At 67.4% G+C, this 13,948-nt stretch carries 11 protein-coding genes; 2 read left to right on the forward strand and 9 right to left on the reverse strand.

The features are described from left to right. The first annotated feature begins 187 nt into the window (after positions 1-187). A complete protein-coding gene (locus HWN72_RS03900; RefSeq protein WP_248005800.1) occupies positions 188-2,566 on the forward strand; it encodes a hypothetical protein in 2,379 nt (792 codons plus the stop codon). Positions 2,567-2,569: 3 nt separating this feature from the next. Here HWN72_RS03900 and HWN72_RS03905 read toward each other — a convergent pair whose 3' ends face one another. From HWN72_RS03905 to HWN72_RS03930, 6 genes are read right to left on the reverse strand one after another with little or no spacing between them, the layout of a single operon-like run. After that, entirely contained in the window at positions 2,570-3,685 is a 1,116-nt protein-coding gene (locus tag HWN72_RS03905) for an alpha-hydroxy acid oxidase (RefSeq protein ID WP_289357560.1), read from the reverse strand. Continuing rightward, positions 3,682-4,362 carry a Fe2+-dependent dioxygenase gene (locus tag HWN72_RS03910; protein WP_211149908.1) on the reverse strand — a complete coding sequence of 227 codons (681 nt, stop codon included), beginning with the start codon at positions 4,360-4,362 and terminating at the stop codon, positions 3,682-3,684. The genes HWN72_RS03905 and HWN72_RS03910 overlap by 4 nt, the downstream gene beginning before the upstream one ends. Before the next feature lie 45 nt (positions 4,363-4,407). Continuing rightward, positions 4,408-5,394: an FAD:protein FMN transferase gene (locus HWN72_RS03915; RefSeq protein WP_211149909.1), complete on the reverse strand. Its 987-nt coding sequence runs from the start codon at positions 5,392-5,394 to the stop codon at positions 4,408-4,410. A 22-nt stretch (positions 5,395-5,416) separates the two neighbouring features. Beyond that, complete coding sequence (locus tag HWN72_RS03920) at positions 5,417-6,337, reverse strand: DUF4198 domain-containing protein (RefSeq protein WP_211149910.1); 921 nt, start codon at positions 6,335-6,337, stop codon at positions 5,417-5,419. Positions 6,338-6,374: 37 nt separating this feature from the next. Next, positions 6,375-6,866 (reverse strand): DUF2271 domain-containing protein, encoded by a 492-nt coding sequence (locus tag HWN72_RS03925; protein WP_211149911.1) that lies wholly within the window; start codon positions 6,864-6,866, stop codon positions 6,375-6,377. Positions 6,867-6,880: 14 nt separating this feature from the next. Further along, positions 6,881-7,621 carry a PepSY-associated TM helix domain-containing protein gene (locus HWN72_RS03930; protein ID WP_248005801.1) on the reverse strand — a complete coding sequence of 247 codons (741 nt, stop codon included), beginning with the start codon at positions 7,619-7,621 and terminating at the stop codon, positions 6,881-6,883. 163 nt (positions 7,622-7,784) lie between these two features. Here HWN72_RS03930 and HWN72_RS03935 point away from each other — a divergent pair, with 163 nt between their 5' ends. Beyond that, the gene (locus tag HWN72_RS03935) at positions 7,785-8,567 is read left to right on the forward strand and encodes an energy transducer TonB (RefSeq protein WP_211149912.1); all 783 of its coding nucleotides are present in this window, start codon (positions 7,785-7,787) and stop codon (positions 8,565-8,567) included. A gap of 6 nt (positions 8,568-8,573) precedes the next feature. Here the strand turns inward: HWN72_RS03935 and HWN72_RS03940 are convergent, their stop codons facing one another. The 3 genes from HWN72_RS03940 to HWN72_RS03950 all read right to left on the reverse strand — a co-directional run bounded on the left by HWN72_RS03940 (position 8,574) and on the right by HWN72_RS03950 (position 13,941). Continuing rightward, complete coding sequence (locus HWN72_RS03940) at positions 8,574-8,957, reverse strand: response regulator (RefSeq protein ID WP_036522387.1); 384 nt, start codon at positions 8,955-8,957, stop codon at positions 8,574-8,576. An 85-nt stretch (positions 8,958-9,042) separates the two neighbouring features. Beyond that, positions 9,043-12,687, reverse strand: a complete 3,645-nt coding sequence (locus HWN72_RS03945) for a PAS domain S-box protein (RefSeq protein ID WP_211149913.1) — start codon at positions 12,685-12,687, stop codon at positions 9,043-9,045. Positions 12,688-12,786: 99 nt separating this feature from the next. Next, a complete protein-coding gene (locus HWN72_RS03950; protein ID WP_248005802.1) occupies positions 12,787-13,941 on the reverse strand; it encodes a diguanylate cyclase in 1,155 nt (384 codons plus the stop codon). Between the last annotated feature and the right edge of the window lie 7 nt (positions 13,942-13,948).

Consider the following 13,948-nt stretch of genomic DNA (forward strand, 5'->3'; position numbering starts at 1 on the left):
ACGGGCGCGATTGCGGCTCGTTTCGGACCGGGCGGGGTTGAACCGCTCCATCCGAACCGGCTAAGGCCAGCCACGGGGGCGCTTTGGTCTGAAACAACGACAGGATTCCGGCTTTTTGCGCAAGAGATCGCCAACGCGCCGCATTTCGCGCATTTCCCGCAGCATCGGGCTGTTCGTTTCACCATTCATGCTGGCTGCCCCTGCGCTGGGTGATCCTGCGCCGTTCGAACTGTCCGGACCGGACCTGAGTATCGAGATCACACGCGGCGGGCAAACCTTGCCGATTTCGCGCGTGCCCAGCCTTGCAGTGGGTGACAAGGTGGTGGTCCATGGCGCCCTCCCGGAAAGCCAGGGCGCCAATTTCGTGCTCATGTCGGCCTTCCTGCGCGGTGCGACGAACCCTCCGCCCAAGGACTGGATCGACCTTGCCCGCACCTGGAAGGAGAAGGAAAAGGACAAGGCTCTGACGCTCACCGTCCCGCGCGATGCGCGGCAGATGGTGCTGCTCATGGTGCCCGAGACGGGCGGAGCCGAAGGCGTCCTGATGGATGCTGTTCGCGGCAAGCCGGGCGAATTCGTGCGCGCCAGCCAGGACCTGAACCAGGCCTCGCTCGACCATTCGCGCCTCAATGCCTTCATGGCCGCGATCCGCGCGCAGGACGATAGCGGGCCGGAGTATCTGCGCACCGTCGCGCCGGTTCTTGCCAGCAGCCTGTCGATCAAGTTGCAGGAGGATTGCCTGAACAAGGTGATCCAGTCCCAGGCTTCCTGCCTCGTGGAGAACCGCGATTCTCTGGTGCTCACCGACGTACACACTAGTTCGCTGGCGGAAACGATCACCGGTACGCCGACCGACCTCGCGCTCCAGCTTGCCAACACGCGTGAGGGCGGGGCGGGGTATTACAGCGCCTACATTGCGGTCGCGCGCGATGTGGCGAAGATCTTCGGCGCGTTCAACAATCCGCAGTTCAACTATCTGCCGACACTGACGGTGCGCAATGCGGATCGCATGTCGCTTCTGCTCAACGCGGCGCCTTCGTTCAAGAAGCCAAAGTCGGTGATGATCGCGGCCATGCCTGCGGTCGAGGCGGATATCCCTCCGCAGCTGCGCAGCACGGCGAAAGGGCCGATCTGCATGGCGCAAGGCGCTGTACTGCCGGTGGAGGGGGCCCCGCTGGTGTTCTCGACCGACTTTGCCCACGACATGAAAGTGCGCTTGACGTCTGCCTCGGGGCAGGTGCTCGAAGTGCCTGTCAAGGCACGCGCGGACAAGGGCGGCTACGTCCTCGCCGCCGATACGCTGCCGGCCGCTTTCGCCGGAGACGTGCGCGGCCATCTCCACGGCATCTGGGGGTTCGCACCTTTCGACGGGCCTGATTTCCTGCTCCAGCGCGCGGGAGGAGAGGCGTGGAAGGCGGCGGGCGATGCCGACGGCCTGATCGTGGGGCGCGACAACGACGTTGCGCTGGAAGGATCGGCTCCGGGCTGCGTCGAGGAAGTGACGCTGCGGCAGGGTAACGGTGCGGGAAGACCGCTTAAGTTCAAGGCGCAGGACTGGCGGCGCCTGAACGTTACCGTCCCGCTGACCGATGCTGCGGCCGGTGACGTGCGGCTGGAAATCCGCGAGCGCGGGATGGCGGATGGGCAGACGGTCACCTTGCGTGCCCGCGTGCAGGCCAGTCGGCTTGAAGCGCTCGAACTGCATGCAGGCGACGTGCAGGGCTTCCTGACCGGGCAGCGGCTGGATCAGGTGCGTTCGGTCATGCTTGGCACGGTTGAATTCCGCCCTGCAGAACTGACGCGCGAAGGCGGCAGTGACCGCTTGCACCTGATCGCGCAAGGGGCAGGTAAGGTTCCCGGCACGGCGCCTGGGGACACGGCGCCCGACAAGGCTACCGTACGGCTGGAGGACGGGCGCAACCTGACGCTGCCGGTGCGTATCGCAGCGCCGCGCCCTCAGGTGGCGCTGCTGCAGCGCACGGTCTACCCCGGCCCGGCGGTGCAGGGGACGAAAACGCTGGATATCGGATCGGGCGATCTGCTGCCGGACAACGGCGAGATGGTTTTCTCGCTCAAAGCCGCCGGCGCGGCGCGTTTCGGTGCAGGTTCCGCCATCGAGATCGCCCCAGCTCAAGGCGAGGCCATTGCCCGGCTCGAAATCGGCAAGGGTCTCAGTCTGGAGAGCCCGGAAGTCGTGGTGGCGACGCTCAGGGCAGCCGACCTGCCCCCCGCGACGTTCGGTGCGATCCGCCTGCGCTTCGTGAGCAAGGCGGCTGACGGCCGCGAGGAACGCGGAGACTGGATGCCGCTCACCACCGTCGTGCGCTTGCCGCGTATCGAGAGCGTCACGTGCGAGGGGCAGGATGGACCATGCACGGTTGCCGGCCGCAACTTGTTCCTGATCGATGCCGTGGCTGTCGAGGACGGCTTTGCCAAGCCCGCGACCGTGCAACCCGGCTATACGGGGCGGACGCTCCAGGTCAGCGGTCGTCCCGCTGACGGCGCGCTGCGCCTGCGCCTGCGCGATGCTCCCGCCAGTGTGGTAAAGCTCGCGCTCGACAAGTAGGGCTCAGCGTCCGAGCGCGACCAGCCGGTCGGGGCCGAGCAGGGCGCGGTTCGGACAGCCGAGTTGCGCCATCGCCGCTTCCAGCTCCGTGCGCAGCAGGTGGATCATGTGCGCGATGCCGGGCATCCCGGCCACCGCGAGAGCATGCATCTGCGGCCTGCCGATGAGCACGGCGCTCGCACCCAGAGCCAGTGCCTTGACCACGTCGGTCCCCATGCGCACGCCGCCGTCGAGCAGCAGCGGCACGCGGCCTTGCGTGGCTTCGGCGACGGTCTGGATAAGATCGACAGGGCTCGGCAGGCCGTCGAGAACACGGCCGCCGTGGTTGGAGACGATGAGGGCGTCGGCGCCTTCGTCGACGGCGCGGGCGGCATTCTCGCCCAGCAGCAGGCCCTTGACGAGGATCGGCAGACGGGTCGCTTCGCGCAACCACGCAAGGTCGTCCCACCCCGGCGCCGCATCGGTGAGCGGGGTACCGAGCAGGATCCGGCCGCCGGGCACGGAAGTCTGGGTCGGGCGCGGCATTCCGGCCAGATTGACCGCATCGACGCCCGGCGGAAGCCTGATCCCGGCGGGCTTCAGCGCCGCATCGACGGTCAGGACGATGGCCTCGTAGCCGGCCGCCTCCGCCCGGCGGACGAGTTGCAGGCTGTGCTCGCGCTCGGGCTGGAGGTAGAGTTGGAACCACAGTGGAGCGGGCGCCTTGCCGAGATCGCGGGCGATGGCATGGGCGGCCGCGGCGATGTCCTCCAGCGGCACGCTCGACAGCGTGCTGACGACCATGCCGGTATCGAGCGCGGTGGCGGCGCGGACGCAGGCAAGTTCACCCTCGGAGTGGGCAAGGCACTGGTAGGCCAGCGGGGCCAGCAGGATCGGCGCGGCGTGGCGGCGGCCGAGCAGGTCGATCTCGGTGCTGCCGTCGAGGGTCGCCATGGCGCGGGGGAGCAGGCCGATGCGGTCGAAGGCGGCGCGGTTCTCGGACAGCGTAATCTCGCGGCCCGCGCCTTCCTGGATGTGCCGCCAGACCTCGGGCGGCAGGTGGGCTTCGGCGCGTCGCTCGTAATCGGCAAGGGTGCGCAACTCCGCGGGAATGGCGGAAAGCGGTGGCTGCGGGCTCACGTCGCCGACCACTGGCGCAGCAGGTTGTGGTAGACTTGGGTGAGGGTATCGATCGAGGCATGCTCGGGATGGTCCGTCGCGACAGACTGGATCGCGCCGTCCAGTTCGAACATCAGCCGCCGCTTCTCGGGCGAGGCGACGAAGCTCTGGGTCCAGAAGAACGAGACGAAGCGGACGCCGCGCGTCACCGGCGTGACCCGGTGCAGGCTGGAGCCGGGGTACACGATCAGGCTTCCGGCGGGCAGTTTGGCCGTGTGCGTACCGAACATGTCCTCGATAATGAGTTCGCCGCCGTCGTATTCCTCGGGGTCGGAGAGGAACAGGGTGCTCGAAACGTCGGAGCGCAGGTGCTCGCCGGTTCCGGGGATCGGGAAGATCGCGTTGTCGACGTGATTGCCGTAGTGGCCGCGCCCGTCGTAGCGGCTGAAACGGGGCTGCAGGACGCGGGCGGGCAGGGCGGCGGCGATGAACAGCGGGGTCTGCGCCAGCCGGACGAGGACGCGGTCGGCCAGTTGCTTGGCGAGGGGATGGTCGAGCGGTAACTGCTCGTTTTCCTTGACTTTTGCGGCGCGGTGACCGGCGGTGGCGCGGCCGTCCGCCCAGTCGGCGGCTTCCAGTGCACTGCGGATTTCGCGCACTTCGGCAGCGTCGAACAGATCGGGTATTTCGATGACCATGGTGTCTCTATTCGCGCAGTCCGGTGATGCTGACAATGACCTGCATCAAGCCGGAACTTCGTCCTCGGCCTCGATCATGGCGGCAAGGGCGGGACTGATCCACTCGGTCAGAGCGGTGCCACAACGGTACACAACGCGCACACAAAGGCACTCACGGGCACCCAAAGCGCTCACAGCGGCAGGCGAAAGCACGCTGAACGCGGTTGCCCAGGCATCGGCGAGCATGGCCGAGGAGTGGATCACGCTGACCGCCATGGCATGCTCGACGGGCATCCCGCTGCGCGGGTCGATACTGTGGAAACCGCGTACGTAATCGCCCGAGGTCGCCACCGCCAACTGGTGCAGCGCAACCCGGAGCGGAGCTACGTCCTGTGTCGGCGTTTCGAGGTCCACCCACCACGGATCGCCATCGGGACGCAGGCCGCGTCCGACCAGTTCGCCGCCGATCTCGACGAGCGCATGGTGACAGTCCATCCCGGCGAGCAACGCGGTCAGCGCATCGACGGCGTAGCCCTTGGCGATGCCCGACAAGTCGAGCCTGAGCCCGCCGGGCTGGCGAAGCCGCCGCGTATCCGGTTCGTAGGCGAGGCGCATGAAGCCGGAGACCGCGCGGGCCTGCTCGATCTCTTCGGTGGTGGGCGCGCGGTCGATCGTTACCGGACCATGACCCCACGCATCGACGAGCGCGCCGATCGCGGGATCGAAGGCACCGGCTGACTGCTCGGCGACGGTAAGGGCGGTTTCGATCACCGTGGCGAAATCCGCAGGTAGGGCGCACCATTCGCCCGCACCTGCCCGGTTGAACCGGCCGAGGACGGAATCCGCGCGCCAGTGGCTCATCTGCGCGAGGATGTCCTCGAGCCTAGCCTCGATCGCCCGGCTCGCCGCGTCCCGGTCAAAGCCGGGGGGCGGGGCGAGCCGGATGCGCCATGTCGTGCCCATGGTCTCGCCGCCCAGTTCGATTACCGGCACGCCCTGCCGCCATGTGGCGAGCGAGGCTGCGTCGATTTCAAGCGGAACGGCGAGGCGCATGGGTGGCAGGCTCAGGATGTCGTCAGGGCGCGACGACTTCGAGCGTGGTGGTGAAGGACATGCGGCGGGCGCTGGCTTTCTTGTCGGCGGGCTTGGTGTCCTCGACGCTGGCGTTCAGCCAGTACCAGCCCGCGACCGGCCACTTGACCTTGACGACGCCGTCGGGGCCGGTGGTCAGTTCCTGCGCATCTTCGGCCGCGCGGTACTTCTTGCCGCCGGGGACGACTTCGACCTTGATGCCGGCGGCGGGCTTGCCATCGATCAGGAAGCGGAAGCTGCCTTCCTCGTCCGAGACGAGTTCGTCAGGGTGCGTGACCGGATCGAATTCCAGTCCCCTGCCGGTGAGGGCGACCTTGCTCGGCTCGCCCGCAGTGACGTAGACGAAGTTGCGCGAGGTCACTTCGGTCAGCTTGATGTCGGTGGCGTTGGCGGGGATGTCGGCTACGGTCGGCACCATGCGCGGCGGCTGGCCACCCGGACCTCCCGGGCCGCCGGGACCACCGGCCGGAGGGGCTCCGGCAGGTGCGCCAGCGCCCGGACCACCCGGACCGCCCGGTGCGCCCTGCGGACGGCCACGACCGCCCACGCGCCATTCCTCGGTACCGACCTTGAAGGTGCCCATCACCGAGGCGCGCTCCATGCCGATCTTCCAGGTGCCCGCTTTGTTCAGCGCGACGTCGAACGTACCGCGATGACGGCCCTTCGATGCGTTCTCGACTTTGCCGTCGGTGCCGTCGGGCGCCCAGACCGAGACCTGAGCCGGGTCCATGGCGACGTGGTCGGGGTAGAACAGGTCGTTCGACACGGCGGCATCGACGGTGACGTATTCGTTGGTGCTGGCGAGCGTGCTGGTCGAGGGCAGCAGCCACATGCGGTGGGCAAGCGCAGGCGTCGCCAGCATGGAGGATGCCGCAGCGGCGATCAGGATGGAGCGGAAGCGCATTCGTATTCCCCTGTTATATAAAGCGAAAGTGATTGGATCAGCGGACGGTGACGGTGCCCAGCTCGGTCTTGCCCGAGACGGAACCACCCTTGCCGCCGACGGTGAAGGGCACGGACACCAGTTCGCGCCCGCCGGTTTCGCGCGCGGCCTCGACCTTCAGGACGTAGTCGCCCTTGGGCAGGTTCGCGGGAATGGCGACGGTGTAGCTGCCGGGCGCGCGGGTCGCGCCGCTGATGCCGTCGGCGGGCAGCTTCAGCGAGCGGCCGCCCTTGCGCCACCAGGTGCGCAAGTCCGCCAGCCACTTGGTGCCCGGTTCCGCGCCGCGCTTCTTGCCGTCGAACCACACGAAGAGGGTGCGGGCATCGCCGCCGGCGACGGGCTCGACCCAGCCTGCGACGTAGGGGCGGTGGTATTCGGCCACCTTGATCTGCGGGACGGTGACGGTGACCGACGCGGCGAGCGCGGGCGTGGCGGCAAGAGCGGTTGCAGTGCCGGCGGCCAGCGCGGGCAGGATCTTGGATCGGGTCATCACGGGCTTTCTCGTCAGTGGATGAAAAGGAGGGCCAGCAGCAGCGGGATCAGCAGGCTCAGGCCCACCATCGGCCAGGTCATCGGCCGGTGCTTCGCGTGAAGCTGGAGCAGGAACAGGCCGGTGATCGTGAACACGAGACAGGCCACGGCGAACAGGTCGATGAACAGGGACCACGCCGCGCCGCTGTTGCGGCCCTTGTGCAGGTCGTTGAGGTAGGAGATCCAGCCCCGGTCGGTGACTTCGGCCTGCACCTCGCCTGACGCGCGATCGATGCTGACCCAGGCGTCGCGGCCGGGGCCGGGCATGGCGACGTAGACTTCGTCCTCGGCGGTCCAGTCCGCCGCGCGGCCCGAAGGATCGAGCGGAACCGCCGCCGCGATCGCCTTCGCCACTTCGGCGGGCAGGGGATCGGTGCGGTCTCCGGGGGCAGGCAGTTTCGCCAGCAGCGCCGTCGGCAGTTTGCCCTGGCTTTGCGTCACCGAAGGCTCGGCGCCGATCGAGGCGGCATGGTTGAGCGTGATGCCGGTCGCCGCGAACAGCAGCATGCCCACCAGCGAAATCGCCGCGCTCACCCAGTGCCAGGTGTGCAGCTGCTTGAGCCAGAAGGCGCGGGCCTTCTTATTCTTCTTCTTTTTCACCGCGGGTTTCGGTTTCGCGAGATGCGAAGACGCCGTGGTCGCGCGATTGGCGGTATTCGACGCTGCGTCACGCATATCGTCGGCGTGGCGGTCTCGGGCGTCGGCAACTTCCAAAATGTCGCATCCTTACAAATGTCGGATTTCAAATATCGGTAAAGGGCGCTCTTCGGCGGAAACGTGCCGCCACACGTTGCTGTGATATCGAGTGCCCTCTGGACGACGAGCTGCTTAGTGTATATGCAAATCACTCGCAATAGTGGTTGGCAGGAGATTACAATTGGCGACAGTTGCCGCGATCGCACCGGACGAACTCGCGTTCGCACCGGTTTCGGCCGTTGCGCATGAGCCGTTGCCCCATTCGGCTTCGACTGGCGAATCACTTTCCGCGACTGGCGCGGACCGCTCGGTCTATCGTCCGGCAAGGGCGAACCCGGTCGCTCTGCTGGCGTCGGCGGGAATGATCCTGGGCATGGCTGCGTGTCTGGCGACGCTCAATATGGTGGCGTCGCACAAGGAAAGGGCGCATCTCACCACCGTCGACGTGCAGGAACTGGACGTCACGCCTCCACCGCCGTCCGAGCCGACGAAGCTGGAGACGCCGCAGGCCGCCGTCACCCAGACGGTCGTACCCAAGCCGATGATCGAACTGCCGAGCCCCGGGCCGCAGCAGGTCATGGTGGACGCGCCGCCGCCGCCCGCTCCGCCCAGCATGACCAGCGAAGGCGTCAAGGTAAGCGCGCCGCCCTCGGTGGCGCCGCCAGCCGCGACGACGCTGGAAGGCGGCGACCTTTCGAGCAAGGTGCTGTTCGCCAAGCCGCCGACTTACCCGGTCGATGCGCGGCGCGCGCATGAGCAGGGCACGGTGAAGCTACTGCTGCTGGTCGGCAGCGACGGGACCGTGAAGGATATCCAGGTCGTATCGAGCAGCGGCAGTTCCCGGCTCGACGGAGCGGCGCTGCGCGCAGTGAAGCACTGGCGCTGGTCGCCGATGATGAGCAACGGTGCGGCGACTGCGGTGCGGGGCTACGTCACGATCCCGTTCGTGCTCACCAACGTCTGAGAGGCGTCAGTCGCTTCCCTGCAGCGCGGCGTGCAGGGTCGCCATCGCCTGCTCCAGCTGGGTAGCGCTGTAGGGTTTGTCCAGCCGCACCGTGGGGCGATGCTCAAGGTCGGGCTCGAAACCGCCGCTGGCGATGGCGACCGGCACCTCGCGGGATGCGAGTTCGGCGATGATCGGGTCTGCTTTCTCGCCCGCAAGATTGAGGTCTATCACGGCAACATCGTATTCGCCGGCGCAGGCGGTTTCGAGCGCGGCGGAGAGGGTCGCGAAAGGTCCGACGACCTCGCAGCCGAGGTCCGTCAGCATTTCCTCGAGCAGCATCGATACGAGAAACTCGTCCTCGGCAACCAAAACCCGCATTCCGTCGAATCGAGGCGTCTCGTCAGGCATGGTGCCACTCTGGAAATTGCGTTCGCGACAACGCCTTGCGCGGCAAAGCTATTGCCAGCCGATTGCGGCGTGATCAAGCGGCCATTCAGCTCTCGATGATTTCGCGTATCCGTCCGGCGAGCATGTCCATCGCGAACGGCTTGGTAATCATCGCCATGCCTGGTTCGAGGAATCCCGAAGCCAGTGCCGCGTTCTCCGCATAGCCGGTCATGAACAGCACTTTCAGACCCGGCCGACAGGCGCGCCCCGCGTCGGCGACCTGACGGCCGTTGAGCCCCGGCAGGCCGATGTCGGTGACGAGCAGGTCGAGGCGCTCGTCCGACTCCAGGATGGCAAGTCCGGCGGGACCGTCGGCAGCCTCGATCGCCCGGTAGCCGAGGCCGTCGAGCACTTCGAGGATCAGTGCGCGTACGACCGGTTCGTCCTCCACCACCAGCACCACTTCGCCATCGCGTGCGGTAGGCAGCGCCAGCGGTTCGCGGGCGTCCGTGGCCGCGGCGTCGGTGCCGAGATGGCGGGGGAGGAATAGCTTGATGGTGGTGCCGACGCCTTCCTCGGAATAGATCCGCGCATAGCCTTCGGACTGGCGCGCGAAGCCGTAGATCATCGACAGGCCAAGGCCGGTGCCCTGGCCCATAGGCTTGGTGGTGAAGAACGGCTCGAAGGCGCGCGCGGCGGTGTCGCGGCTCATGCCGACGCCGGTGTCGCTGATGGCGATGCACACGTATACGCCTGGCTCCACGTCGCGCTCGCGCGCGGCGTAGCGGTCGTCGAGGTGGGCGTTGCAGGTCTCGATGGTCAGTTTGCCGCCCTGCGGCATGGCATCGCGCGCGTTGATGACGAGGTTGAGAATGGCGCTTTCCAGCTGGTTGGGATCGCAGCGCGTCAGCCATAGCCCGCCCGCCAGCACGAAGCCGAGCTCGATATGCTCGCCGAGCGTACGGCGCAGCATGTCCTCCATCGAGGCGATCAGCGGATTGCTGCGCACCGGGCGCGGGTCGAGCGGCTGGCGGCGGGAGAAGGCGAGCAGGCGATGGGTCAGTGCCGCCGCCCGCTCCGCCGAGGTCCGTGCACCGCCCAGCCAGCGCTCGAGGTCCTGCGTACGGCCCTGCGCGAGCCGGGCGTGCATCATGTCGAGGCTGCCGGTGATGCCCTGCAGCAGGTTGTTGAAGTCGTGCGCGATGCCGCCGGTCAGCTGGCCGACGGCCTCCATCTTCTGGCTCTGGCGAAGGGCCTCCTCGATGGCGCGCTGCTCGGTGATGTCGCGCCCGATCGCGTGGATGCGGCGGTCGTCGGGCACCGCGGTCCAGGCGATCAGGCGGAAGTCGCCGTCCCTGGTGCGATAGCGGTTCTCGAACGCGATCGTGCGGCGTCCGCTGGCGAGCTTGGCGACTTCGGCGGCGGTCGCCTCGAGGTCGTCGGGGTGGACGAAGGAGGCGATGCGCTGCCCGAGCATTTCCCCTTCATGCCAGCCCAGCAGCCGCTCGCCGGAGGGGTTCACCGCGGTGATCACGCCCTCGAAGTCGCAGACCAGCATGAGGTCGCGGCTGATCGTCCAGAGGCGGTCGCGGTCCTGCGCGAAGGCGGCCTCGGCCTGCTTCTGCGCCTCGATCTCGGTATTAGTGCCGATCCACGCCGAGATCGCGCCATGCGCGTCTTTGAGCGGCATGGCGCGCGAGAGGTGCCAGCGATAGAGCCCTTCGCAGTCGCGCAGGCGCAGTTCGGTGTCGTAGACCTGGCCCGTCGCGACGGCCTGCGCCCAGCGCGCTATGGCGGTCTCGCGGTCTTCCGGGTGCACCAGCCGAGTCCAGCCATCGCCGTCGAGGCTGCCCCGGGGCTCCCCGGAATAGGCGTAGGCGCGTTCGTTGAACCATTCCATCTTACCGTCGGCCCGCGCGGTCCAGACTTGCGTGGGCAGGTTCTGGGCGAGGGCGCTGAACTGAGCTTCGCTCTTTTCCAGCGCCAGCTGGGTGCGCTTGCGCTCGGTCACGTCGCGCACGGCGCCGATCATCCGCACCGGCTTACCGGCGGTGTCGAATTCGAACTCGGACTTGCGCGCGATCACGCGCTCTTCGCCGGTATCGGGGCGACGGATGCGATATTCGACGTCGAGCGCCGCATCCGCCGAATTGCGCCGGGCATGGTTGGACGAAAGGTGGCGGTCCTCGGGAATGATGATGCTTTCGAGCACCCCGGCGCTTACCGCACCGGTCTGCGGTGCCCCGAACAGGCGGTAGAACTCGTCGGTCCCGGTTATCGTGTTGGCGACGATGTCGACGGAGAACAGGCCTACACCGCCTGCGACCTGTGCGCGGCTCAACTGCTCGGCGCTGAGGCGCAGGGCTTCCTGCGCATCGTGCTCGAAGGTGCGGTCCCGCATGAGCTTGACGAAGCCTGTCGGCCGACCATCGCCGTCGCGCAGCGGGGTCATCTCGCTCAGCCCCCAGAAACGCCCGCCGGTCTTGCGCAGATGCCAGCGGGCATCGTGAGCGCGGCCGGTGTCGAGCGCTTCCCGGCGCTTGGCGGCAGGTCGCCCGGTCGCCCGGTCCTCGGGGGTGAAGAACATGTCGATCGGCTGGCCGAGCATTTCCGCCTCGCTCCAGCCGAGCATCGCCGCCGCGCCGGCGTTCCAGAGCGTGATGCGTCCGTCGAGATCGGTGGCGACGATGCCATAGTCGATCGCGCCGTCGAGAATCTGGCGATTGTAGGCCTCGCGCTCGCGCAATTGCCCTTCCGCACCGACGCGCTGGACATGCGCCCAGGACCGCTCCGTTACCTCGCGGATGATGCCCAGTTCGTAAGGGGTCCAGTGGTGGGGCCGGCTGTCGTGGATGGCCATCAGCGCGGTGAGGCGACCTTCCTTGATCAGCGGCATGCAGATGGTCGCCGCGATACCGATGCCCTGGAAGGTCCTGGCCTCCTCGGGCGCGATTTCCCTGGCGTTGTCGTTGATGATCAGCGGCCGCCCGGCATGCAGCTCGCGCACGGCGAGCGCGCCGAAATCCGCCAGTCGATAATGCCCGACGATCGAGCGCGCACCGTCGGCATGCCAGTTGCCGCGAATGGTGAAGCCGTCCTCGTCGGCGTCCATGTCGGCATAGGCGCAGTTGGCCAGGCCGAGATGCTGCGCCGTCATGCGGGTGGTGATCGCCAGGATTTCGCCTGCCCCGCGGCAATCCGTGATCGCCTGCGCAAGATCGTCGAGGAAGCGCAGCTTGGTCTCGCTTTCCTCCAGAGCTTCGCGGGCATGGTGCGCTTCGGTGATCTCAAATACGACGGCCATGACGCCTGCGGGCGTGCCGTCGTCGCCGGGGACCGGTGAATAATCCAGATTCAGCCAGATCTGCTCGGGCTTGCCGTGGCGATGCAGCGTCAGCATGTGGTCGCGGTAACTCAGCGTCCCGCCCGCCAGGCCGATTTTCATGACGTTGGCGTTGAATTCGGCGACTTCCTCCCAACCGTCCAGGACGTTGGACCCGAGCAGGCGGCTATCGCGCCCGCCCGCGAACTCCGCATAGGCGTCGTTGTAGAGCATGACGCCCTTGGGGCCCCACAGCAGCACCAGCGGCACGCGCGATGGCAGCATCATCGCGACGGTATGGCGCAGGCTTACCGGCCAGCTTTCGATCGGCCCGATCGGGGTGGAGGACCAGTCGTGCGCGGCGATGCGGCGCGCGAGATCGCCTTCGAGTCCCATGAACCCGTCGCCGTTCGCTTCGCTACGCGTCATGCCCCTAACCGATCCCTTCGCGCCGGGCCGACCACCCCTTCCGTGCGCACGACAACACATCGCGCGCAGGACGGTTCCCGGTCAATGGAAGGCGAGCACTTATCCTGAAGCGGCGATGGGATAAGGGAGAATCCCGGCCCGTGCCTCCGAACCGGAGAAACGGGGGGCGAGGCAGGCGCGGTTGCGCCCCTTGCTTTTCGCTTCGTAAAGGCCCCGGTCGGCCTGCCGCATCGCCGGAGACAAGTCCTGCACGCCCGGAAGGACAGGCGCGCAGCCTATGCTCAGGGTGCCGCAGTTGTCCGCCCCCTGCCGAATTGCGAATCCGGTGCAGAGATCCTCGGCCAGCCTCAGGCTGCGCCCTTCGTCGATGCGGGGCAGCAGCACCACGAATTCGTCACCGCCGAGGCGTGCGGTCACCGCCGATGCGGGCAGGCGCACCGCCAGGAAAGCCGAGAGATCGACGAGCAGGCGATCGCCGTCCTGATGGCCGAAGCAGTCGTTGATCGTCTTGAAATTGTCGATGTCGATAAGCAGCAGCGAGCCGCCCTGCTGCTGCACGTCGCGGGTGCGGGCCTCGAAGCCGCGGCGATTGAGCAGGCCGGTGAGGGGGTCGCTTTCGGCAAGGCGTGTGGCGCGTTCCTCGCGGCGGCGGCGCAGCGCGCCTGCGATCGACATCGCGAGGGCGACTTCGACGAGGATCCCCTCGAACAGCGAGATCGGAATCAGCACGCCGGAGTAGGAGGACAAATCGACGAAGGCGCCGGGCACGAACGCGCAGCCCGCCTTCACCGCGTAGAAGGAGCCGTGGACAACGAAGGTTGCAACCAAAGTACGGGTTTCCGAACCCGTAGTGCGGCGCGCCTCCAGCAGCACGCCGGCGGCTCTGAGGCAGAACACCGCCACGAATGCGGCGTTGAACAGCGACATGACCTGATCGCGGTCGCCGAGCCCGGGGATGGCCATCAGTGCCGAGCAGAGCAGCGGGGCGGCGAACCAGGCAGGGCTCAGCCTGCGCTGGGCGAAAGATGCAGCGCCGAGCAGGAACATGAAGTGGGCCAGCGGGACCATCGAGTTCGACAGCCAGACGCCGAGGAGGAAATCCCCGCTCTGGCGCAGGGGCGCAAGGGTGCAGCCCACGACGATGCAGAGGAACCCGAGCGCGAAGCTCAGGAGGAACCGCTCGCGCAGGGACCGCCATTCGATAAGAAGAAACGTCGCGGCCACGAACGCGATCGCGTTCGAAAGCAGCAACATGGTTTGC

Origin of the sequence: Novosphingobium sp. HR1a, assembly GCF_015594425.1 — a bacterium.
GTDB classification, from domain to species: domain Bacteria; phylum Pseudomonadota; class Alphaproteobacteria; order Sphingomonadales; family Sphingomonadaceae; genus Novosphingobium; species Novosphingobium resinovorum_A.